19 protein-coding genes are annotated in these 23,751 nt (G+C 65.7%); 2 read left to right on the plus strand and 17 right to left on the minus strand.

The features are described from left to right. Position 1: 1 nt before the first annotated feature. Both AC1D02_RS10535 and trxC read right to left on the minus strand, forming a co-directional pair. Positions 2-376 carry a DUF4870 family protein gene (locus AC1D02_RS10535; RefSeq protein WP_477316483.1) on the minus strand — a complete coding sequence of 125 codons (375 nt, stop codon included), beginning with the start codon at positions 374-376 and terminating at the stop codon, positions 2-4. Between the two features lie 60 nt (positions 377-436). Continuing rightward, a complete protein-coding gene (trxC, locus tag AC1D02_RS10540; protein WP_477316485.1) occupies positions 437-874 on the minus strand; it encodes a thioredoxin TrxC in 438 nt (145 codons plus the stop codon). Positions 875-1,020: 146 nt separating this feature from the next. Here trxC and AC1D02_RS10545 point away from each other — a divergent pair, with 146 nt between their 5' ends. Next, a complete protein-coding gene (locus tag AC1D02_RS10545) occupies positions 1,021-1,821 on the plus strand; it encodes a DUF72 domain-containing protein (protein WP_477316487.1) in 801 nt (266 codons plus the stop codon). Here AC1D02_RS10545 and AC1D02_RS10550 read toward each other — a convergent pair. The 8 genes from AC1D02_RS10550 to AC1D02_RS10585 all read right to left on the minus strand — a co-directional run bounded on the left by AC1D02_RS10550 (position 1,764) and on the right by AC1D02_RS10585 (position 11,260). Continuing rightward, complete coding sequence (locus AC1D02_RS10550) at positions 1,764-2,441, minus strand: hypothetical protein (RefSeq protein ID WP_477316489.1); 678 nt, start codon at positions 2,439-2,441, stop codon at positions 1,764-1,766. The genes AC1D02_RS10545 and AC1D02_RS10550 overlap by 58 nt on opposite strands. Before the next feature lie 152 nt (positions 2,442-2,593). Next, positions 2,594-4,813 carry an ATP-binding protein gene (locus tag AC1D02_RS10555; RefSeq protein ID WP_477316491.1) on the minus strand — a complete coding sequence of 740 codons (2,220 nt, stop codon included), beginning with the start codon at positions 4,811-4,813 and terminating at the stop codon, positions 2,594-2,596. 61 nt (positions 4,814-4,874) lie between these two features. Then, positions 4,875-5,789 (minus strand): EamA family transporter, encoded by a 915-nt coding sequence (locus AC1D02_RS10560; RefSeq protein WP_477316493.1) that lies wholly within the window; start codon positions 5,787-5,789, stop codon positions 4,875-4,877. A gap of 9 nt (positions 5,790-5,798) precedes the next feature. Then, positions 5,799-6,527 carry an ABC transporter ATP-binding protein gene (locus AC1D02_RS10565; RefSeq protein WP_477316495.1) on the minus strand — a complete coding sequence of 243 codons (729 nt, stop codon included), beginning with the start codon at positions 6,525-6,527 and terminating at the stop codon, positions 5,799-5,801. 10 nt (positions 6,528-6,537) lie between these two features. Further along, on the minus strand, positions 6,538-8,484 hold the full coding sequence (locus tag AC1D02_RS10570; protein WP_477316497.1) for a branched-chain amino acid ABC transporter ATP-binding protein/permease: 1,947 nt from the start codon (positions 8,482-8,484) through the stop codon (positions 6,538-6,540). A gap of 2 nt (positions 8,485-8,486) precedes the next feature. Further along, on the minus strand, positions 8,487-9,377 hold the full coding sequence (locus AC1D02_RS10575) for a branched-chain amino acid ABC transporter permease (protein WP_477316499.1): 891 nt from the start codon (positions 9,375-9,377) through the stop codon (positions 8,487-8,489). Positions 9,378-9,476: 99 nt separating this feature from the next. Further along, a complete protein-coding gene (locus tag AC1D02_RS10580; protein WP_477316501.1) occupies positions 9,477-10,634 on the minus strand; it encodes an ABC transporter substrate-binding protein in 1,158 nt (385 codons plus the stop codon). A gap of 236 nt (positions 10,635-10,870) precedes the next feature. Next, positions 10,871-11,260 (minus strand): hypothetical protein, encoded by a 390-nt coding sequence (locus AC1D02_RS10585; RefSeq protein ID WP_477316502.1) that lies wholly within the window; start codon positions 11,258-11,260, stop codon positions 10,871-10,873. 107 nt (positions 11,261-11,367) lie between these two features. On the opposite strand from AC1D02_RS10585, the gene AC1D02_RS10590 reads away from it, so the two are divergent. Next, positions 11,368-11,898, plus strand: a complete 531-nt coding sequence (locus AC1D02_RS10590) for a GNAT family N-acetyltransferase (RefSeq protein ID WP_477316503.1) — start codon at positions 11,368-11,370, stop codon at positions 11,896-11,898. Between the two features lie 22 nt (positions 11,899-11,920). On the opposite strand, the gene serB is transcribed toward AC1D02_RS10590, so the two are convergent. The 7 genes from serB to AC1D02_RS10625 all read right to left on the minus strand — a co-directional run bounded on the left by serB (position 11,921) and on the right by AC1D02_RS10625 (position 23,721). Next, positions 11,921-12,769, minus strand: a complete 849-nt coding sequence (gene serB / locus AC1D02_RS10595; RefSeq protein ID WP_477316504.1) for a phosphoserine phosphatase SerB — start codon at positions 12,767-12,769, stop codon at positions 11,921-11,923. Between the two features lie 7 nt (positions 12,770-12,776). Continuing rightward, complete coding sequence (gene mfd, locus AC1D02_RS10600; RefSeq protein WP_477316506.1) at positions 12,777-16,223, minus strand: transcription-repair coupling factor; 3,447 nt, start codon at positions 16,221-16,223, stop codon at positions 12,777-12,779. Positions 16,224-16,289: 66 nt separating this feature from the next. Then, positions 16,290-17,225: a 5'-nucleotidase gene (locus tag AC1D02_RS10605; protein ID WP_477316508.1), complete on the minus strand. Its 936-nt coding sequence runs from the start codon at positions 17,223-17,225 to the stop codon at positions 16,290-16,292. Continuing rightward, positions 17,225-18,196 (minus strand): HDOD domain-containing protein, encoded by a 972-nt coding sequence (locus AC1D02_RS10610; RefSeq protein ID WP_477316510.1) that lies wholly within the window; start codon positions 18,194-18,196, stop codon positions 17,225-17,227. Before AC1D02_RS10610 ends, AC1D02_RS10605 begins: the two co-directional genes overlap by 1 nt. Positions 18,197-18,276: 80 nt before the next feature. After that, entirely contained in the window at positions 18,277-20,244 is a 1,968-nt protein-coding gene (locus tag AC1D02_RS10615) for an OPT family oligopeptide transporter (RefSeq protein WP_477316512.1), read from the minus strand. Positions 20,245-20,339: 95 nt separating this feature from the next. Next, positions 20,340-22,649, minus strand: a complete 2,310-nt coding sequence (locus AC1D02_RS10620; protein WP_477316514.1) for a penicillin-binding protein 1A — start codon at positions 22,647-22,649, stop codon at positions 20,340-20,342. A 142-nt stretch (positions 22,650-22,791) separates the two neighbouring features. Beyond that, complete coding sequence (locus AC1D02_RS10625; RefSeq protein ID WP_477316516.1) at positions 22,792-23,721, minus strand: NAD-dependent epimerase/dehydratase family protein; 930 nt, start codon at positions 23,719-23,721, stop codon at positions 22,792-22,794. Positions 23,722-23,751 lie beyond the last annotated feature (30 nt).

Genomic DNA, 23,751 nt, shown 5'->3' on the forward strand with positions numbered 1-23,751 from the left:
GTTACACCGGCATCGGCCGATTGTTATTCAGGTCGATGAATCCCTTGATCACGCGGTACATGTACCACAGCCAGGCCAGGCCGAAGATCGCCCATGCAATTGGAATGCCGATCAGGATCCAGCCGAGGGTGAACAAGATTACCCAGGCGACCGCCGCCCATATCAAGTAAAACCAGAATGTCCGGATCATCCAGGTGTGATGGCTGTAGACCAACGTGCCCTCGGTGTACGGCCGTTTGACGTAGTTGACGATCAGCGGAATCAGCGACAGCGCGCCGAACGAACATAAGAACATCACGGCGTGCACGATGTACATGATGCGCGCGAACTGCTTGGATTCTTCGAGACTGCTGTCTAACACCAGTTGCTGGGACATGGTTACTCCTTCGTTGACGATGCGCCGATTGTAGCAGGACGCGTTGACAATTTGATTACTTTATCGTGCGTGCTGCATCGCCCACGCGACGATGCCGCGCGCGTCCATCGCGCCCGGCTGGCGCGCGACTTCGCGACTCGCCCGGAACAATGCCAGCGTCGGGATCGAGCGGATGTTGTAGCGCGCGCCGAGGTCCTGGGCCTGCTCGGTGTCGACCTTCAGCAGGCGCATGCCCGGTTCGAGCTGCGCCGCCGCCTGGGCGTAGGCGGGCGCCATCATCTTGCAGGGGCCGCACCACGGCGCCCAGAAGTCGACCAGCACCGGCAGGTCGTTGCGCTCGATGTGCTTGGCGAAGCGGGCGCCGGCGACGTCGAGCGGGCGTGCCTGGAACAGCGGCTGCGCGCATTTGCCGCACACCGGCTGGTCGGCCAGCCGTTCGTGGGCGAGGCGGTTCACGGCGTCGCAGTGCGGGCACACCACGTGGACTGGGTCGCTCATCGGTATCCTCCGGAGATCTTGTTCGAACGATCATTGTAAATCCATCGTGGCGGAGCCGGCGTCCCGGTAGATCGTCGTACCAGCCTTCGCCGGTTCGACGTGCATGGTGTACGACACCGTATCGGGCACTATCGTAAAATCGTTCGATGAGCTACCCACCCCTGTCTCCCTCCGCCCTGATCGGCTGCGCCGGCTGGAGCATTCCTCGCCAGTCCGCCGACGCATTCCCCATCGACGGCAGCCACCTCGAACGCTACGCCGCCGCCTTCGGCGCCGTCGAAATCAATTCCTCGTTCTACCGGCCGCACCAGGCGTCGACTTACGCGCGCTGGGCGGCCAGCGTGCCGGCCGGCTTCCGCTTCTCGGTCAAGCTGCCGCGCTCCATTACGCACGACGCGCGGCTGGTTGGCGGCGATGCCCAGATGGACCAGTTTGCGATGGAGGCGGGAGCGCTTGGTGAAAAACTCGGATGTGTGCTGGTGCAGCTGCCGCCAAGCCACGTGCTCGACGCGGACGTCGCCGCCGATTTCTTCGTGCGCCTGAAGCAGCGCTTCGGCTGCATGCTCGCGCTGGAGGCGCGCAACCCGAGCTGGTTCTGCGACGAGGCGACGGCGCTGCTGCACGATGCCGGCGTCACCCGCGTGATCGCCGATCCGCCCAAGGGACAGCCGGGCGAGCACGTGCCGACCGCGCAGGACATCTACATCCGGCTGCATGGCGCGCCGCGCATTTACTATTCGGATTACGAGCCAAGCTGGCTCGCGCAGCTGGGCCATGACATGGCGGGCCACATCGACGCCGGCCGCGCGGTCTGGTGCATCTTCGATAACACGATGTCAAAGACCTTTGTCGACCAGGCGCTGGCGCTGCAGCGCGCCGTGCGCGAGGCTCAGGCGCCCGAGCAGGCCAGCGGCACGGTCGATCTGGCGCGCGGCATGCTCGGATAGCCGATCTGGCGCGCCGCGGCGTGCGCTTCTTCCAGGCTCAATTGGGGATTGAGGGATTTGACGATGGCCGCGGTCAGCGGCGCATGCGCGTAGATATGCTCGATGCTTGCCAGCGGCGGCTCGCACTCGAAATAGTCGCTGGCGTAGTCGTAATAGCAGCTGGCCGGCGCCACCAGGATCGACAGGTAGTCTTCCGAGCCGTCGTAGCGGTAGGCCAGCGCCAGGTCAGGATGCTCGACCTTGTTCCAGGCGCTGTCGCCGCTGCGCAGCCAGTAGCAGTAGCTCACCGCGTCCATCGCGAAGGAGGGCTCGTGCAGGAAGCTGTCGAATTCGTCGGGCAGGCAGCGCTGCACCTGCAGCGCCATCGCGCGCGTTTCGGCGCGCGGCAGCTCCTGCACGTGGCCCTTGATTGCCGCGCCGAATTCGCCGAGGTGCAGGAACCAGTGGTCGCCCTCGCCGTTGCGCATCGACCCCATTTGCTCGGTGTCGCCCCAGGTCGCGTCGAAATTAAAGTAGCGGTACTCGAATTCGGGGCAGATGATCGCGTCTAGCATGGCCAGCGCCATGGCCCGATTACCCAGGGTGCGCGGGTCGGGGAAGGACTGGGGGTCAAGCTGCATGGCTGCCTTTGCGTTGCGCGGCTTATGCATTCGGCATGGCGCCGAGGCTGCATTCACCGGGCGGTGAGGGGGAATAAGGAAGAGCTATGGTCCCATGAAATCCAAATTCGCCGCAATCACAATCGCTCCGCTCAAGGCGCCTGGAGCGCACTTCAGTTGTGCGCCCACAACGCAGTTGGCGAGAGGGCAAGCTCCAGCTGCTCGATCGTTATCGGTTTCGTAAAATGATGCTGGAAGCCGGCGTCGAACGCGCGCTGGCGGTCGTCGGCGCTGCCGTATCCGGTCAGCGCGATCAGTTCGATCGGCGCCGTTGCCGGGTTGGCCTTGAGCGCCGCCGCGATGGCGTAACCGTCCATGCCGGCCAGGCCGATGTCGATGAAGGCGATCTCCGGCAGCGCGCAGCGCGCCAGTTCGATGCCTTGCACGCCGTTGGACGCGGCCATCACGTCGCACGACAGCATCTCGAGCAGTGCCGCCATCATGTCGCGCGCGTCCTCGTTGTCTTCGATCAGCAGCACGCGCCGACGCGACTGCGCCGGCGCGGCAATCCGGATCGCGGCCGGCGCCGACTGGTCCGCCGCCAGCGGCAGGTACACCGTGACGCTGGCGCCCTTGCCGTCGCCTTCGCTGTCCACCGCGACCGAGCCGCCATGCAGTTCGACCAGGCGCCGCACCAGCGACAGGCCGATCCCCAGCCCGCCCTGAGTCCGCTGCAGCGATTGCTTGCCCTGGACGAAAATCGTGAACACGTTGGGCAGCAGCTCCGGTGCGATGCCCATGCCGGAATCGCGCACGATCAGCTTCGCATTGGCGCCGTCGCGGCGCAGCACAACGTCGACCCGGCCGCCGCGCGGGCTGTATTTGACGGCGTTATCGAGAATATTGTCGATCACCTGCACCAGCCGGGTCGGATCGGCGGTGACCACCGCCGGCGCCAGGTCCGGGTGGAAGTCGAACTGCGCGGTGCGTCCGCTCGCCTGCAGCGTTTCGACGCAGCGCGCCACTGTATCGGCCATGTCGAGCGGCGTGCGCGCCAGCGTCAGCTTGCCCATCAGCGCGCGGTTCACTTCCAGCAGGTCGTCTACCAGCTTGCGCAGGTGGTCGGTCTGGCGCCGCACCACGTCGCGCGCACGCGCCGCCAGCGACTCGTCAATCGGTCCGGCGGAGTCGAGCAGGTGGACCGCGCTGGTGACCGCCGACAGCGGGTTGCGCAGTTCGTGTGCCAGCATCGCCAGGAATTCGTCTTTCGCCAGGTTCTGTTCTTCGGCGCGGGTGCGCGCCTCTCGCTCGAGCACCAGCAGCATGTTGCGCTCTCGTTCGGCCGTGCCGCGCGAGCGCACTTCCGCCTGCAACCGGGCGCCCGCCTCCTGAATCGCGTCGTGCAGTTCGGCCAGTTCGACGATGCTGGCCGATGCCAGCGGCGCGGCCGGCTCGCCGCCTCCGAGCTGGCGTGCCGCCTGCGATGCGCCGGACACGAACCTGACCAGGCGGCGCCCGGCGACGATCGCCAGCGTCAGCGCCGCGGCCATTGCGACGAACAAGCCGACGCCGATCGCGGCAACGCCGCGCCACACCGCGAGGTCGATTTCCGCCACCGGCGCGCCGACGATGATCGTCCATCCCGATCCCGGAATCCGGTGGAACACGTCGTAGACTTCGACGTCGTCGCGCGTGTCATGGCGCAGCACGCCGTTCGACGCGGCGCGCATGGCGGCGAGCATTTCGGGCTTCGCCGGCAGGCCGATGTATTTTTCCAGGTTGTGGCTGCGCGCGATGATGGTGCCGCTGGCGTCGAAGACCTGGACGCGCCAGCTTGCGGGGATCGCGCTGCCGGCGAAGGCGCGCGTAAAGAACTCGGGCGCATAGGCCTGGCCGATCACGTACTCGCGCCCCGAATGCGTGCGTACCGGCGTTTCCACCATGACGAAGTGGCTGTTCAGCACCGCCCCCCAGCGCAGCCCCGAGATGTTCGATTTGCCGCTGGACAGCAGGCGTGCAAGCTGTTCCGGGTCGGGCCGCACCGGCAGCTCGCTGCCGAACGGTTTGCGGGTGTTGACCAGCTGCTGGCCCTTGGTGTCATAGAGGATGATCCAGGCGCCCGCGCCGGCGTTGACGGCGCGCGCTTCATCGTAAAAGCGGCGCATGTCGCCGTCGTCCAGCGAACTCGAAGCGCCCAGCGCCTTCAGCACCGCATCGGCGCGCCGGGTGTCGCTGTCGATCACGATCGCGGCGAGGCGCACGCTGCCCTGGATGCGCTCGATCGCCGAGTCGTGCTGCGCGTCGAGCATGACCTTCAGCGCGATCGCGCAGAAAATCGCCGCGGGCACGAGGATCGCCATGGCCAGCAGAATGTAGTAGGTGCGCAGTTTCATCGGAACGGGACGGAGGGCGGAAGCGCGCATTTTACAGTATTGACGTAATTACATCGCATTGTTATCGGCCGCGTTGCAGCCAGCGCGCGCCGAACATCACGGTCGCCAGCGCCGCCACGACCAGCGCGATGCCGGCCCATTGCCAGGCGCTGATCGAATCGCCCAGCACCAGCATGCCGGAGCTGATCCCGACCACCGGCACGGCGAGCGAGAACGGCGCGACCCGGTTCAGCGGATGGCGCTTGAGCAGGCCGGTCCAAAGCGCGTAGGCGAGGATGGTGGCGAACCAGCCGAGGTAGGCCAGCGACAGCCATGTGCTCCACGGCGCGCCGGTCCAGCGCCAGCGCGTTGCGGGGTCGTCGAAGGCGAGCGACAGCAGCACGAACGGAATGATCGGCACCAGCGAACTCCAGACCATGAAAGGCATCACGTCGAACTGCGCGGTCGATTGCTGCGCGCGCCGCACCACGATGTTCGACGCCGACCACATCGCCGCCGAGCCGAGCACCAGCACGAAGCCGAGCGGGGTGGTGCCGCCAGCGTCGGCGCCCGGCGACAGATAGTTCATCGCAAAGCAGGCGATGCCCAGCGCGGCGAGCAGCAGGCCGGCGATCAGCGCGCGGCTGGCGTGCTCGCGCAGCAGCACGAAGCCGAACAGCGCGGTGAAGAAGACCTGGGTCTGCATCAGCACCGAACCCAGCGCCGCCGACATGCCGACCTTCAGCGCCAGGAACAGGAAGCCGAACTGTCCGACTCCTTGCAGCAGGCCGTACAGCGCGACGAACTTCCAGTGCAGTTTGGGAGGACGGATGAACAGCACCAGCGGCAGCGCGGCGAACACGTAGCGGCCGGCGCCGAGCTGGAACGGCGTCATGTCGTGCAGCGCGAATTTCATCGCGATGAAGTTGGTGCCCCAGATCAGGACAACGCCCAGCGCCGCGGCATAATCGCGCGCGCCGAGGGCGCCGTTGTTCATGGCCGCCGCCTAGTGCGAATGCCCGCCGCCGAGATATGCGGCGACGACTTTCGGGTCGTTCTTCAGGCTTTCGGCGGGGCCGTGCACCGAGATGCTGCCGTTTTCCAGCACGTAGCCGTAGTCGGCCACGTTCAGCGCGGCGGCGGCGAACTGCTCGACCAGCAGCATCGTCACGCCTTCGCTTTTCAGGCGCGTGATGATGCGGAAGACTTCCTCCACCAGGATAGGCGCGAGGCCCATCGACGGTTCGTCCAGCAGGATCACATCCGGGTTGAGCATCACGGCGCGCGCCATCGCCAGCATCTGCTGCTCGCCGCCGGACAAGGTGCCGGCCAGCTGGTGCTGGCGCTCTTTCAGGCGCGGGAACAGTTCCAGCGCCTTCTCCAAATCGTGCTTGATGTCGCCTTTCGGGCGCGCACGGGTGAAGCGCGGGAAGGCGCCCAGCAGCAGGTTGTCGGTCACGCTCATGGTGGCGAACACGCGCCGGCCTTCGGGAGAGTGGGCCAGGCCGGCGCGCGCGATCTTGTGCGATTCGAGCCCGGTAATGTCGCGCCCGTCGAGCGTGACGGTGCCGCCCTTGGGCCGGATCATGCCGGAGATGGCGCGCATCGTGGTGGTTTTGCCGGCGCCGTTGGAGCCGATCAGGGTGACCAGCTTGCCCTTGGGGACCTCGAGCGATATGCCGTGAAGGACTTCAACCTTGCCGTAGGCCGCTTGCAGGTTCTGGATCGATAACATGGGAATCCTTTCAGTGCGCCGCGGCTGGCGCGCTGTCGTCGCTGCTGCCGCCAAGGTAAGCTTCGATCACTTTCGGATCGCTCTGGACCGTCGCCGGCGTGCCTTCGGCGATCTTCTGGCCGAAGTCGAGCACCGTGACGGTATCGGAAATGCTCATCACGACATCCATGTGGTGCTCGATCAGGATGATGGTGATGCCGTGGTCGCGGATCTTGCGGATGATCGCCATCAGCTCCTTGATGTCGGGCGCGGTCAGGCCGGCGGCCGGCTCGTCGAGCAGCAGCAGGCGCGGATTCAGCCCCAGCGCGCGGCCGATCTCCAGCAGGCGCTGCTTGCCGTAGGGGAGGTTGCGCGCCTCTTCGTTGGCCAGGGCCGACAGGCCGACGAATTCGAGGATACTGGCGGCCCGCTCGCGCGCCGCCGTTTCTTCGCGGCGGTAGCGCGGCGTATGCAGCATCACGTCGGCCACGTTGGAGTGGAAGGTGTGGTGCAGGCCGACCAGCACGTTCTCGGTGGCCGTCATCTCGCCGAACAGCTGTACGTTCTGGAAGGTGCGGGCGATGCCGCCCAGCGCGATCTGCGATGGCGTGCGGCCGGTGATGACTACGCCGTCGAACGACACCTGGCCGGCGGTTGGCTGATAGATCCCGGTCAGCACGTTCATCATCGTGCTCTTGCCCGAACCGTTCGGGCCGATCAGGCCGTGCACCGATTGCGCGGCCACGTTCAGGTCGACCTTGTTCAGCGCCTTCAGGCCGCCGAACTGCATCAGCGCCTGGTCGACCTTGAGCAGGGGCGCGCCCGCGGCGCCGGCCTTGGCGCCGGCGAACGGATCGGCGCCGGCGGCGGCCACCGCCAGCGACGCGTCGTGCACCGCGCCGCGTCCCATCAGCGAACGCAGGAAGCCGACGATCCCGTCCTGCAGGTAGTAGACGACGAACAGCGTCATCAGACCGAAGATGGTCAGGCGCCAGTCGATCATGTTCTCCAACCGGTACGAGAAGAACACCATGCCGGCGGTGGCGACGACCGGCACGATCACGCGGCCCGGCGTGCTCTTTTTCTTGGCCAGCGCGATGCCGGCGCCGACCACGGCGAGGACCGCGGCGCCGATGGCGATCTTGCGGAACAGTTCGATGTCGGCCAGCAGGCTAGGCAGCATGACGACGATGATCGCGCCGATGATCGCGCCCGAGCGGGTCTTGCGTCCGCCCATGATCACCGCCAGCAGGAACAAGATGGTCAGCTCGAAGTTGAAGGTCTGCGGCGAGATGTATTCTTCCGAATAGGCGAACAGGCTGCCCGCCAGGCCGGCCAGGCCGGCGCTGATGACGAAGGCGTAGACCTTGTAGCGGTAGACCGAGACGCCCATGCAGTCCGATGCGATCGGGCTGTCGCGCAGCGCTTCGAAGGCGCGGCCCAGGTTCGAGCGCAGGATGCGGTGCACCACGATCAGCGAGATCACCATCAGCGCGGCGACCAGGTAGAAGTAGCCCACTTCGGTCAACTTGGTCCCGAACACCACCGGCTTGGCGATCTTGATGCCGAGCGGGCCTTCGGTGAGCCAGGTCATCTCGTTAAGCAGGATCTGGATGATGGTGCCGAATGCCAGCGTGACCATCGCCAGGTAAGGACCCGTCACGCGCAGCGCCGGCAGCGCGAGGATTGCGCCGAACAGCGCGGCGCCGCCGATACTGCCCACCATCGCCAGCGGCCACGGCACCCCGAGCTTGAACACCAGCACGCCGGTGATATAGGCGCCGATGCCGAACAGGCCGGCGTGGCCCAGCGAAACCTGGCCGGTGTAGCCGACCACGATGTCGAGGCCGAACAGGAGGATCGCGTAGATCAGGATCGTTTCGGCCAGGTGGATGTAGTAGGGGTTCGGGATCAGGATCGGATAGGCGATCAGCGCAGCGATGCCGACCAGCCCGATGACTAAGTTTTTCTTATCCATTCTTATACTTTCTTGATCGCGGTTTTGCCGAACAGGCCAGCCGGTTTCACCGCCAGCACCAGCAACAGCAGCAGCAGGCCCGGTACTTCCTTGTAGCCGGTGGAGATGTAGAAGCCGGTGGCGGTTTCGGCGATGCCGAGAATCAGGCCGCCGACAACGGCGCCCATGCCCGAGGTCAGGCCGCCGATGATCGCGACCGCGAACGCCTTGAGGCCGAGCGAGGCGCCCATGGTGGCGCCGGTCAGGGTCAGCGGCGCGACCAGCACGCCGGCGAATGCCGCGGTGGCCGACGACAGCGCATACGAGAAGGTGATCACCATGCTGGTGTTAATGCCCATCAGGCCGGCCGCATCACGGTCGTTCGAGGTGGCGACGACCGCCTTTCCGTATATCGATTTGCGGTTGAACAGTTCGACCGCGAGCATGATGGCGACGGCGCCGATCACCACCGCGACCTGCATCGGCTGCACATTGGCGCCGAGGACCTTGAACGGAGTGGTCGACAGCGGGGACGGGAAGGTGAGGTCGTCCTTGCCCCAGATGTTTTCGGCGACGTTCTTGAAGATGATCGCCAGCGCGATGGTCGACATGATCCAGCCGAATTCGGACTTGATCTTGATTGCCGGCCGCACGCCGATCCATTCGACGAACATGCCCTGCAGCGCGCCGAACACCAGCACCACGGGGATCATCAGCATGTAGCCCATGTAAGGGCCGCCGTGGATGTTACTGACCAGGGACAGGCCGACCAGCGCGCCGAGCATCAGCGCCTCGCCCTGGCCGAAATTGAGGGTGCCGGAAGTGGCGAAGGTCAGCTGGTAGCCGAACGCGATGACGGCATAGATCATGCCGAGCGCGATGCCGCTGAAAATAATCTGTAACAGGATATCCATGATCTCACCCAATGGATGGCGCGCGGGCGCCACCGGTCAACAAAAAAATGGCCAGGCTTGAATCCTCAAGTCTGGCCAGTGCGGCTTGAACCGAATCGCTTACTTCGCCAGCACCACTTTGCCGCCCTTGACTTCACCGAACACGGTGTTGTTGAAGTCGATCGCTTCGTGGTCGGTTTTGCTGTACGGCTTGTTGTAGGTGGTGACGACGCCTTCGACCTTCTCGTTCAGGTTCTCCAGCGCGTGCAGCACTTTCGGGCCTTCGGTGCTGCCGGCCTGCTTGATGGCCGCGGCCAGCAGGTAGATCGAGTCGTAGCCCTGTGCTGCCGACACGCCCGACGGCATGCGGTCGCCGGCCGGATGGTAGGCCTTGATGTAAGCGTCGATGAAGGCCTTGCGCTTCGGCGTGCTGGCGTCCTGGATGAAGGTCTGCGGCATGCGGGTGCCGTCGCCGTTCTTGCCGGCGTTGTCGATGAAGTTACCCATCGCGAGCGTCCAGCTGCCGATCAGCGGCACCTTCCAGCCCAGCTTCTCCATGCCGTTGGCGATCTGCGCCAGCTCGGGGCCGATGCCGTAGGTGAGCACGACTTCGGCGCCGGCCTGCTTGGCCTTCAGCAGCTGCGCCGTCATGTCGACGTCCTTGATGTTGTACTTCTCGACCGCGACCGCTTTCACGCCGCGCTTTTCGAGTGCCTTCTCCAGGTCTTCGCGGCCAAGCTGGCCGTAGTTGGTGGAGTCGGCCAGGATCGCGACCTTCTTGAACTTGCGGCGGTCGACCGCTTCCTGCACGATCATCTCGGACTGGATCGTGTCGTTGGCGGAGTTACGGAAGATGTAGTTCTCCGGCTCTTTGGCGAACTGCTGGGTGACGACCGAACCGGTGGCGACGTTGTTCATGACCGGGATCTTGGCTTCCTGGTAGAAGCGCTGCGAGGCCAGGGCGACGCCGGTGTTGATGTAGCCGACGGTGGCGGCGACGCGTTCCTTGTTGATCAGCTCCTGGGCGACCTGCACGCCGCGCGGCGGCGCCGCTTCGTCGTCGCGCTCGACCAGCTGGATCGGGCGGCCCAGGACGCCGCCCTTGGCATTGATTTCGGCGGCGGCCAGGCGCACGCCGTCGCGCATCGACACGCCCATCGGCGCGGAACCGCCGGTGAACGGGCCGGACACGCCGATCTTGATCGGTTCAGCGGCCATCGCCGACATGACAAAACCCAGTGATACGCCCGCAACAATCGCTTTCAACTTGAAATTCATTTTTGCTGTCTCCATAGTGTTTTTCTATTGCCGTACGCTGGTTTGCTGCTTCCATCGATAATTGATTGTATGGCAGCATTTTGCTGACGGCAATCGAATGCTATGCTGCGTCGCACCATGCCGCACTGTAAGGAATCGGTAAGGAAGCAACTGTAGGAAGATCAAGTACTTACGCCGCAAATGAAAAGGCCGCCCAAAGCGGCGGCCGTCGTTAATTTGTGCAAATCTACATTCGGTTACGGCCAGTGCGTGCCGATGCCGATTCCGCCCCAGTTGCGGCTGTGGCGGCCGCCCCAGCTGCGGCCGAAGCCCAGGCTGAGCGACACCGGCGGATAGTAATAAGCCGGCGCCGGCGCGTAGTACATCGGGGCCGGCGCGTAGTAAACCGGCTGCGCAACGTAGACCGGACGGGGCACTGCGACGATCGGCTGGGAAGTGGTTTCGACGTAGGTGCCGGGCGCGGCGCCCAGGCGGGCACCGGTGCCGGGCGCGACCGGCGTCACCGACACGGTGTGCCATTGGCTCTGATCGAGCGGCGCCCCGTAGCGTTGGGCGTACGGCGCCGGCGGCGGGTAGGCGCACCCGCTCAGGACGGCCAGGCCGAGAAGTGGAATCAGGATTTTCATGGTGTCCTCGCGAGGTGGGCGCTTATCATATGACTACTATATGAACTTTTTCGATTTCTTGCCGCGCATTTACAGCTTGTTACATCCACAACAATGACTGAAACAATATGAGACCGCTGCTGCGCGTGGCGCTGCCGAGCGACGTGCCGGCGCTTGAGGCGCTAATAGCGCGTTCGGCCCGTGCGCTGAGCGTTGGTTTTTACACACAGGCGCAGATCGACGCGGTCACGCGCGAGGTGTTCGGCGTCGACAGCCAGCTGGTGGCGGACGGCACCTACTATGCGGTCGAGTCCGACGGCGACATCGTCGCCTGCGGCGGCTGGGGAAAACGGTCGACCGGCTACGGCGGCGACCAGGGCAAGTCGAAGCCGGAACGGCTGCTCGATCCGTCGACCGAGGCGGCGAAGATCCGCACGTGCTTTGTCGATCCGGCGATGGCGCGGCGCGGGCTGGGCGCGACGCTGATGGCGCACTGCGCGGCGCAGGCGGCTGCGGCCGGCTTCACCCGGCTCGAGCTGGTGGCTACGATGCCGGGCGTGCCTTTATATCAGGCGCTGGGATTCGAGGCGGTGGAGCGTTTCGATCTGGCGCTTTCGCAGGGCAGCGTGATGGTGCCGGTGCTGCTCATGCGGCGCTGACCCCAGAGCCTGGTCCGCGCCGCTAGCCGAGAATCGTCAGCAACCCATCGAGCCCCGAATAATTGAGGGCGATGCCGGCCTGCTGGCGCACCACCGGCTTGGCGCGAAACGCCACCGACAGGCCCGCAATGCCCATCATCTTCAGGTCGTTGGCGCCGTCGCCCATGACGATGGCCTGCTCCGGATCGATTCCCATGTCGGTGCACACGCGCTCCACGGTCTGCATTTTACCGACCGCATCAACGATCGCGCCGACCACACGGCCCGTCAGTTTTCCGTGCTCGATTTCCAGCACGTTCGCATGCGTGTAGTCGAGCCCGAGCCGCTCCTGCAGCCGCTCGGTGAAGAAGGTGAACCCGCCCGACACCAGCAGCGTCTTCAGCCCGGCCGCCTTGACGCCGGCCAGCATCGCCTCGCCGCCCATCGAGATCCGCAGGCGCTCGTCGTACACGCGCTGCAGGGCGCCGGCGTCGAGGCCTTCGAGCAGCGCCACGCGCCGCGTCAGGCTTTCGGCGAATTCGATCTCGCCGCGCATGGCCGCTTCGGTGATCTCGGCCACCTGCGGCTTGAGTCCCTGCATGTCGGCGATTTCGTCGATGCACTCGATCGTGATCAGCGTCGAATCCATGTCCATCGCCACCAGCCGGTAATCGGCGAGCGTGCGCGAGGCGTCGATGAACGTCGCGTCCACGCGCGCTTCGAGCGCCGCCATTTCGACCGACTGGCGGATGCCGTTGGAAGCGTCCACCTGCTCGCAGCGCAGCGCGTGCGGGCTCAGGTCGACCATCCGCGCCGGCAGCGCGAGGGCGGCGAGGCGGCGCAGTTCCGGCATCGATGCTTCGGGGCCTTGGAGTACCAGGTTCAGCGTCATTTGTTTGTCACGCCAACAGTTGTTTGATTGTTTGCTTCACTTGCGTCACGCGCGCCGCCAGGTCCGGCATCGCCACGGTGATTTTCAGCCTGTCCTGGCCGGCCAGCTTGATGTGGCGGTTTTTCTGGATCAGCGCGATGATGCGCATCGAGTCGATCGGCGGATTGACCATGAACTGCAGGTTGGCCGCTTCGCTGTGCGCGTCGATCTTGACGATGCCGACCGCCTTGGCCGCGATGCGCAGCCGGTGGGTTTCGATCAGCGCCTTGACCGGCTCCGGCAGCTTGCCGAAGCGGTCGATCAGCTCTTCCTGCATGTCGTCGATCTTGTCGGCGTCGTTGCAGTTGGCCAGCCGCTTGTAGATCGACAGGCGCTCGTGCACGTCGCCGCAGAAGTCGGACGGCAGCAGCGCAGGCACGTGCAGGTTGATCTCGGTGGTGGTCGCCAGCGGCGCCGCCAGGTCAGGCTCCTTGCCCGCCTTGAGCGACTTGACCGCCTCGTGCAGCATGTCCGAATACAGCTGGAAGCCGATCTCCAGCATCTCGCCGGACTGGTTCTCGCCCAGCACTTCGCCGGCGCCGCGGATCTCGAGGTCGTGCATCGCCAGGAAAAAGCCGCTGCCCAGTTCTTCCATCTGCTGGATCGCATCGAGGCGGCGCTGCGCCTGCTTGGTCAGGCTCATCACATCGTGCACCAGCAGGTAGGCGTAGGCCTGGTGGTGCGAACGGCCAACCCGGCCGCGCAGCTGGTGCAGCTGCGCCAGGCCGAAGCGGTCGGCGCGGTGCATGATGATGGTGTTCGCGGTCGGCACGTCGATACCGGTCTCGATGATCGTCGTGCATAGCAGGATGTTGTAGCGCTGCGCCACGAAATCGCGCATCACGCGTTCGAGGTCGCGCTCGTGCATCTGCCCGTGCGCCACGCCGATGCGCGCCTCCGGCAGCAACTCCTGCAGCATCGCCAGGCGGTTCTGGATGGTCTCGACTTCGTTGTGCAGGAAGTAGATCTGGCCGCCGCGTTTCAGTTCGCGCAGGCAGGCCTCGCGGATCACAGATCCGTCTTCGCTGCGCACGAAGGTCTTGATCGCCAGGCGCTTCTGCGGCGCGGTGGCGATGATCGAGAAGTCGCGCAGTCCTTCGAGCGCCATGCCCAGCGTGCGCGGAATCGGCGTCGCGGTCAGCGTCAGCACATCGACTTCGGCGCGCAGCGACTTGAGCGCTTCCTTCTGGCGCACGCCGAAGCGATGCTCCTCGTCGATGATGACCAGGCCCAGGCGGGTGAACTTCACGTCCGGCGACAGCAGCTTGTGGGTGCCGATCACGATGTCCAGCGTGCCGTCGGCCATGCCCTGGATCGCGTTGTTGATCTCCTTGCCGGTGCGGAAGCGCGACAGCTCGGCGATGCGCACCGGCCAATCGGCGAAGCGGTCGGCGAAGGTTTGCGCGTGCTGCTCGGCCAGCAGCGTGGTCGGCGCCAGGATGGCGACCTGCTTGCCGCCCATGACGGCGATGAAGGCCGCGCGCAGCGCCACCTCCGTCTTGCCGAAGCCGACGTCGCCGCACACCAGCCGGTCCATCGGCTTCCCGCCGGTCATGTCCTTGATGACGTTGTTGATCGCCTCCTGCTGGTCGACCGTCTCTTCGAAGCCGAAGCTGTCGGCGAAGTTCTGGTAGTCGTGCGACGAGTACTCGAACGAATGGCCCTTGCGCAGCGCGCGCCGCGCGTACAGGTTGAGCAGTTCGGCGGCGGTGTCGCGCACCTGTTCGGCCGCTTTGCGTTTGGCCTTGTCCCAGCGGTCGGAGCCGAGCGCATGGAGCGGCGCGTCCTCAGGCGAGGCGCCCGAGTAGCGCGAGATTACGTGCAGCTGCGACACCGGCACATACAGCTTGGTGTCCTTGGCGTATTCGAGGTGCAGGAACTCGGTCTCGCCTTCGCCCAGGTCCATGCTGGTCAGGCCCATGTAGCGCCCGATGCCGTGGTTGATGTGCACAACCGGATCGCCGATCTTCAGCTCCGACAGGTCGCGCACCATCGACTCGACCTGGGTCGCGCCTTCCTGCTTCTTCTTGCCGACGCGGCGGCCCGAACCAGCATACAGTTCGGTCTCGGTAATGAACACCAGGTTGCCGGCCTGCTGCTCGAACAGCTCGAAGCCGGCCTGCAGCGGCGCGACGCCGAGGGCCAGTTTGGCATCGGACGCGCGGAAGCCTTCGAAGCCTTCGACAGGCGCCAGCGCCAGGCTGTATTCGTTGAAGTACTGCTGCAGCGTCTCGCGCCGGCCGTTCGATTCGGCGCAGATCATCACGCGCGAATCGTTCTGGAACAGGAAGGCGCGCAGGTTCGCCAGCGGATCTTCGATGCGGCGGTTGACGGCGATGTTCGGGATCGGCGCCGACAAATCGGATGCGCCGGAGTCGGCGTCCTTGGAGATCACCCAGCGCGGGAACGGCTTGGCCAGCGCGAAGAAGCCCTCGTCGCTGAGGAACAGTTCGTCCGGCGGCAGGATGGGGCGTTCGCGGTCGGCCTTGAGGAAGCGGTAGCGCGATTGCGTGTCGGTCCAGAAGCGCTTGATGGCGCCGTCGATGTCGCCCACCAGCGCCAGGCTTGCGTGCATCGGCAGGTAGTCGAACAGGGTCGCGGTCTCTTCGAAGAACAGCGGCAGGTAGTATTCGATACCGGCCGAGGCGATGCCGCTGCCGATGTCCTTGTACACCACCGAGCGCGATGGATCGCCCTCGAAGCGCTCGCGCCAGCGGCTGCGGAAACTGGTGCGCGCCGGCTCGTCCATCGGGAATTCGCGGCCGGGCAGCAGCCGTACTTCGCGCACCGGGTACAGCGAGCGCTGGGTGTCGGCGTCGAAGGTGCGGATGGTTTCGATCTCGTCGCCGAACAGGTCGAGCCGGTACGGCAGCGCGGAACCCATCGGAAACAGGTCGATCAGGCCGCCGCGCACCGAGTATTCGCCCGGCGACATCACCTGCGACACGTGGGTGTAGCCGGCCAGCGTCAGCTGCTGCTTTAGGCGCGCCTCGTCGAGCTTTTCGCCCTGCTTGAAGAAGAAAGTGTAGGCGGCCAAAAACGACGGCGGCGCGAGGCGCACCAGCGCGGTGGTCGCCGGCACGATCAGGACGTCGCACTGTCCGTTCTGGATTTCGTGCAGCGTTGCCAGGCGCTCGGACACCAGGTCCTGGTGCGGCGAGAAAGCGTCGTAGGGCAGGGTCTCCCAGTCCGGCAGCAGGTGGCAGGACAGTCGATCGTCCGCGAACCACGGGATCTCGTCGAGCAGCCGCTGGCCGTCGCTGGCATTGGCCACGACCACCGTCAGCATCTGCTTGTCCTTCTTCAGTTCCAGTCCGGCCACGGCGAGTGCGTACGCGTCCGACGAGCCGTACAGGGCCGGCAGCGCGAAACGGGTGCCGGGCTTGGGAAGGGATTTCTTTAAATCGAAGGGCATGCAGGAGGCGAAAACGATGGGCTTTAATGACTAATTATAGTCGTTATCGCCACCTTCGACCGCCCGCTACGCTGGCCGGCGGTTGGCGATCCCGAAGGGCACGTGCACCATCGGGATGGTGCCGCCGGGCGAGGACTTCAGGTGCGTCAGCTGGTCGTCAAAGAAGATGTGCGGCTTGAACACCGACAGCACGCGCGCCTTGTCCATCCCGCCCAGGAAAAACGTCTCGTTGGCCGACACGCCCCAGCTCTTGAGGGTGGTGATGACGCGCTCGTGCGATGGCGCGCTGCGCGCCGTGATGATCGCGATGCGCAGGACCCGGCGGTAGTTCGGATCGCGTTTCTCCATGCGCTCTTCCATCCGCTGCATCAGCGCCAGCTTCTGGAACATGTCGGCCAGGGGCCCGGGCTGGTGCGGCCGGTCGATGTGCAGCGCTTCGTGGGCGTGGAATTCGTCCAGCCCGTTGGTCTTGAAGACGGTTTCGGCTTCGTCGTCGGCGATCACGCCGTCGAAGTCGAAGGCCACGCGCAGCTCGGCGTCGTCATCGTCGTCGACGATCTTCGACGGCAGCACCAGGCCGGCCGGGTAGTTCGCTTCGATCGCGTTCTTGACGTCTTCTTCGTTCGCGCTGAGGAACAGCGACGTGTTGAAGGCCGGCAGATAGGCGTAGGGCGACTTCCCCGTGGTGAACGAGGCGCGCGAGATATCGAGGCCGTAATGGGCGATCGAACGCATCACGCGCAGGCCGGTCTCCGGCGAGTTGCGCGAAAAGAGCACGACTTCGACCGGGGCCTGGCGCGGGAAGCGCTTGTTGATGTTCAGGAAGCGGCGGATGAAGGGAAACGCCACGCCTTTTTCAAGGATGACATCGAGATGCTGCTCCTGGAATTTGCGGTATTCGTCCGGGCCGCTGTCCAGGTAGACCTGGTGCGATCCGGTCAGGTCGAACAGGGCGCTCGACGCGACCCCGATCACCAGCTTGTGTTCAATCTGAAACGGCATCAGTGTTCCTCGGTGCGGAGTTTGTCGAAGACGGCCCGCGCATCGGCGGAAAGGGCCAGTATCGATGGATGGTCGGCGTCGATCACGCCGGCGTCGGCCAGCAGGCGCAGCATGCCGATGTGGTCGGCCAGCGCAAGCGTCTGCGCCAGCGGCGAGGCGCCGGGCTGGGTGGCGTCGACGATGGCGTTGCATACCGATGCGGGAAATTCCCAAAGCGCGGCAATGCGGGCCGACAGCACGCGCGCGTTGGCCACCAGCGGCGCGCCGAATTCGTCGGACTGCGGCAGCGCGGGACCGGTGTAGATCTGGTCGATCAGGCGCAACGCGACGATCAGGCCGACGTGGTGCAGCAGGCCGGCGAGGTAGGCTTCGAAGGGATTGGCGCCCATCGCCGGCGCGAGCATGCTGCCGGCCAGCGCGCATGCCTCGGACTGGCGCCACACCAGCGGCGCGGCCTGCAGCGCGAACGGGCCGGACTGGCTGTTGATGATCGGGCGGAAGGCGACCCGCGCGAGCAGCATGCGCATGCCGTTCTGCCCGAGCAGCATGACAGCGCCCTCGATATTCTTGATCGGCGCGGCGGGGCTGTAGTACGGGCTGTTGGCCTCGCGGATCGCCTCGGCCACCAGCACGACGTCCTGCGCCAGCTGGCGCGACAGGTCGGCGCCGGACATGGATTCGTCGCGAAGGCTGCGCAGCAGTTGGGGGATCACCGCCGGCACGCGCGGCACCAGGTCGGCTGCCGTCGTCGGCGCATCGACCAGGCGCGCGAATTCGTCGAGGATGAGGCGTTCGGTGGAAGGAAGGACGTCGGCGCCGGGCGGGCCGGCCAGCCAGCGATAGAACAAGGTGGGGATGCCGGCAGGTTGGTGCGCCGGTTCGGCTTGCGCGATCTGGGCGACCGGCGCTGAAGACGCAGCGGGCGTCTTGTCAGCAGGTCGATAGAACCATCGCGCAAGCCATTTGATCATCGGTCCGGGAGCATCGCCAGTTAAAAAAGGATGGCTCATTCTACCCGAGAGGAGGAAAGGCCGGCGCACCGGCCCCTCGGTCAGGCTTCGACGCGCTTGGCGTTGTTCGCCGCCCACCGGTACAGGCCGGCCACCACCGCCGCGCCGAGCGCGGTGGCGATCATCATCGCCTGCGCTTCGCTCAGGTTATTCATGATGGCCAGCGGTTCGCCCTTGCCGGTCGAGACGATCAGGCCGGCCAGCGCCACGTTGAACAGGCTTTCGCCGACGATGAAGCCGGACATGATCAGCACGCCCATGCGCTTGGCCGCGCCGCCCCAGGTGCGGTGTTCGACCGAGCGCTCGAACAGGTAACCGGCGACCGCGCCGACCACCACCGGCAGCGTGACCGCGCTTGGAAGGTAGATCGCCAGGCCGACGCCCAGCGGCGGCAGGCTGTATTTACCGTGGCTCGATTTCTTCAGCACGAAGTCGATCGCCACCAGCGCCAGGCCGATTATGACGCCGTAGCCGAGCAGGTTCCACGGCAGGTTGCCGCCGATGACGCCTTTGGCCAGTGTCGAAATCAGCGTCGCCTGTGGCGCCGCCAGCGGCGTCGAGGAGATCGCCTGCAGGTTCGGCGCGCCGGCAAAGCCGTTGGCGCGATTGAGCAGTTCCAGTACCGGCGGCACCACGGCCGAACCGGCCGCCACGCCGATCAGCAGGGCGACCTGCTGCTTCCAGGGGGTCGCGTCGACGAGCTGGCCGGTCTTCAGGTCCTGCAGGTTGTCGTTGCCGATCACCGCCACCGCCAGCACCACGGTGGTCACGAACAGGGCATAGGCGACCAGCGCCTGGGCGACGTCGGGGCCGATGGTATGGCGCGCGACCATGCCGACGCTGAGCGAGGCGCCCAGGATGGTGAGGATGGCGATGCCGGACACCGGCGAATTGGACGAACCGATCAGGCCCGCCATGTAGCCGCAAACTGCGGCTGCGAACATCCCGGCCAGCAGGATGTAGCCGACTCCGACCGCAACCAGCGGCACCGACAGGCTGGCCAAAGGGCCGCCCTGCAGGAACATGGCCAGCAGCCATCCGGCCGGCACCATCGCGATCAGGGTCACCAGGCCGACGATGAAGATCGGCAGGTCCTGTTCCGAACGGGCGATCACCGCGCCCTCGGTCTTGGCGTGGCGCGCCGCCGCCATCGCCGAGCGCAGGCCGCCGAGGACCGGCTTGGCCAGGCTGGCCAGGGTGACGATTGCGGCTGCGCCGATCGCGCCGGCGCCCATCATGCGCACCTGGCTGCTCCAGACGCCCAGCGCCAGGTCGGCCGCCGGGACGGCGGATGCGGGCTGCAGCGCCGTCATGATTGGCACCAGCACGCCCCATGCGATGATCAGGCCTGCCAGCATCGCGATGCCGACGGTGATGCCCATCAGGTGGCCGGCGCCGATCAGCGCGAGCGAACTCGATGCGCCGATGCCGGTCGCGCCCTGGCCGGTGCGGAAGTAGACCGACACCTCGGCGGCGATCAGTTTGGCGGCGGCGAAGGCGGCGAACAGCGCCGAGGCGATGCTGCCCCAGATGACGGCCCACAGGCCGGCTTTGCCTTCTTCCGCGCCGCTGCGCGAGGCCATGCCGACCTTGAGCACTTCGGCCGCGGCCACGCCTTCCGGATAGGGCAGGTCGGACTGCGACACCAGCGCGCGCCGCAGCGGCACCGTGTACATCACGCCCAGCACGCCGCCAATGGCGCAGCAGCCGAAGGTTGGCCAGAACGGCACGTTGGCCCACCAGCCGATCATCAGCAGGCCAGGCAGCACGAAGATCACCGACGCCAGCGTGCCGGCGGCCGAGGCGATGGTCTGGACGATGTTATTTTCCTGGATCGTCGCGTCCCTGAAGGCGCTGAGCAGCGCCATCGAGATCACCGCTGCGGGGATCGACGTGGCGAAGGTGAGGCCGACTTTCAGTCCGAGGTAAACCTGGGCCGCCGTAAAGATCAGGGTGATGACCACGCCAAGGATGATTCCCCTTACCGTGATCTCTTTTGGTCCAGCCATCGACACCGTCGCCATCCGCAGCACTCCAATATGAGAGGTTGTTTTTATAAAAAGCGTCTCATCATAACCGCGTACCGCGAAGCTCGGCAATGGGCTTACTGCGCGGGCGGCGGTGGCGGCGCCTCGGCTGGCGCCGCGTCAGGTGTGGCCGGCACGTCGATCGACTTGAACTCCGTGCTGTCCGCGTATTCGGCGTAGATCCAGTCTTCGCCCTGGCGCACCACGCCTTCCGGCGCCTTGCGTTCCTCCTCCGGCCGTTTTGCCAGCGCCACGCGCATGTAGTCGATCCAGATCGGCATCGCGAGCGTTGCGCCGAATTCGCGTCCGCCCAGCGACTTCGGCTCGTCGTAGCCCATCCACGCCACTGCCACGATATTGGCGCCGTAGCCGGCAAACCAGCCGTCCATCGCATCGCTGGTGGTGCCGGTCTTGCCGGCGATGTCGGAGCGGCCCAGCTTCCTGGTCGCGTCCGCGCCGGTGCCGTAGCGGGTCACGTCGCGCAGCATGCTGTCGGTGACGAAGGCGTTGCGCTCGTCCAGCACGCGGTTCTCGTCCTTGCGAACCTGCGGCTTCTTCGCCTCGGCGATGACGACGCCGCGCGAATCCTCGATCTTGCTGATCAGGTAGGGCTGGACCTGGTAGCCGCCGTTGGCGAACACAGAATAGGCGCCGGCCATCTGCAGCGGCGTGACCGCGCCCGTGCCAAGCGCCATGGTCAGGTTCTTCGGATGGCGCGCCGGATCGAAGCCGAACTTGCCCATGTAGTCGTGTACATATGGGACGGTCACCGCGCGCAGCAGGCGCACCGACGCCACGTTCTTGGACGCTGCCAGCGCGCGGCGCATCGTGATCGGGCCGTCGAACACGCCGTCGTCGTTCTGCGGCGACCAGGTCTTGCCGGCGTCTTCGCCCGGCATGTCGAGCGGCGCATCCATGATCAGCGTGGCCGGCGAATAGCCTTTTTCCAGCGACGCCGAATACAGGAAGGGCTTGAACGCCGATCCGGGCTGGCGCCACGCCTGCGTCACGTGGTTGAACTTCTGCAGGTTGTAGTCGAAGCCGCCGACCAGCGCGTGGTACGAGCCGGTATCGGCGTCGATCGACACGAATGCGGCCGACACTTGCGGCAGCTGGACGATGGACCAGCTTTTCTTGCCATCCTGGCTGAGGCGCACGATCGAGCCTGGCGCCAGCCTGATGCTGTTCTTCGCGTTCGGCGCCAGGCCCGCGGCGGCGAACTTCAGGCCGGCGCCGCTGATCTCCAGCGTTTCGCCGTCCACGGTCTGGACCCGCACCATCTTCGGCGACGCGGCCAGCACCACCGCGGGCGGCAGGCCGTCGCTCGAGCGCCGCTTCTGCAGCGCCTCGTCGATCGCGTCGTCGCGTTCTTCCGGGTTCGACGGCAGGTCGATCGACGCTTCCGGACCGCGATAGCCGTGGCGCTGGTCGTAGGCCAGCACGTTGCGGCGCAACGACTGGTAGGCGGCATCCTGGTCGGCCTTCAGGATCGTCGTGGTGACCACGATGCCCTTGGTGTAGGCGTCTTCCTTGAGCTGTGCGTAGGCCGCCTGGCGCGCGATTTCGGCGACGTACTCGGCGTGGGTGTCGAATTCCTGGCCCTTCTGGTTGATGTGCAGGTTTTCCGCCAGCGCCTTCTGGTACTGCGCCTCGGTGATGACGTCCTGGTCGCGCATGCTCCTGAGGACCACGTGCTGGCGCGCGCGGGCGCCTTTCGGATTGACCACCGGGTTGTGGCGCGCGGGGTTTTGCGGCAGGCCGGCCAGCATCGCCATCTCCGCCACCGACAGCTCGCCCAGGGACTTGCCGAAGTAGATCCGCGACGCGCTGCCAAAGCCGAACGCGCGCTGGCCGAGGTAGATCTGGTTCATGTAGACCTCGAGGATCTGGTCCTTGGTCAGCGCCGCCTCGATCTTGTAGGCCAGCGCCACTTCATTGAGCTTGCGGGCGATCAGCTTGTCGCGCGAGAGGAAGAAATTGCGCGCCACCTGCATCGTGATGGTCGAGGCGCCCTGGCGGAAGCCGCCGCGCAGGTTCGCCTTGGCCGAGCCGGCCGCCCGGATCCAGTCGATGCCGCCATGTTCGTAGAAGCGCTTGTCCTCGATCGCCAGCACCGCCTTCTTCATCAGCGCGGGCATCTTGTCAACCGGGATGAAGTCGCGGTGCTCTTCGCCGAATTCGCCGATCAGGACATGGTCGGCAGTGTAAACGCGCAGCGGGATCTTCGGCTGGTAGTCGGTGACAGCGTCGATCGCCGGCACGTTCGGCAGCAGCGCGGCCAGCGCGTACACCGCGGCGCCGACGATCAGCAGGAGGACGATGGCGGCCAGGATGAAGAATCCGCGGGCCGATTGGGGGCGTTGCGACTGCTTGTACGTACGTGTCAAAACTTGCTCTCTTCGGTAGGTTGCGCGAAATTATAATCCCGCGTTTGATTCACCCCACCTTATGCGAAAGCCGTCCCTGCGCCAAACGATGTCGCGCAGGGCGCGCTTGCCGGTACCTTCGAGCCTTTCCGGGAATACCTGGTCAGACGAACGCCAGGTCGTGCTGGCGGATCAGGTTGTCGAGCCATTCGTCGCTGTGGCCGAAGCGGTAGCCGAGAGCCGTGGCGCGGCTGGTGTCGGCCATCAGTTGCGCCGGGAAGTCGAACGGACTGAGTTCGCCGGGTTCGCCGGCGTGCTTCACCGGGATCGCCTTGACCGGTTCGTCGAGCGCCATGCCGACGCGCTGGTACAGGTCGAACGCGGACAGCGCGCCGTCGCAGGCGGCGTTGACCGGGCCGGTGAAGTCCTGCATGCCGGTCCATACCAGAAAGTCTGCGACCGTCTGGACGGACATGAACGAGCTGGCAGCGGCCGCGTTCGAGTAGCGCAGCGGCGCGCCCTGGCGTACCAGGTCGACGTAATGCGCAAGGCGTCCGGTGAAGTCCTCGGCGCCGGCCAGCACGTGGCCGATGCGCACCGAGACGACCGGCAGCGAGCCGTCGCGGTAAAAGTAGGCTTCCGCCTGGACCTTGCCCATGACGTAGCTTTCACAGGCCAGGTGCGGGTCGTTCCATGGATAGCGCGTGTCGATCGGCTGCGCCAGCACCTTGACCGCAGATTCGGCGAACGGGGCGTCCTGGCTGCCCAGGAGCGGGCGGTAGACGTCGATGGTCGAGGCCATCACGTAGCGTTTGACCTTGCCGCCGAAGACGCGCGCCGAGATGGCGGCGTCGATCGGGTTGTAGCACATCTGGTCGTAGACGATGTCGTAGCCGGGGGTATTGGCGAAGGCGGCGCGCATGGCGTTTTCGTTGCGGCGGTCGACGCGAATGCGCTGGATCCGGTCGCCGAACGGGTCGGACGCGAGGCCGCGGGTGGCGATGGTGACGCTGTGGCCGGCCTGAAGCAGGCGCTGGACCAGCAGTTTGCCGAAATAGCGTGTTCCGCCGATAACCAATATATTCTTGCGCATGGCGTTCCCTTGTCGATTCAGGTATATTTT

Source organism: Massilia sp. P1_C10, from assembly GCF_056406475.1.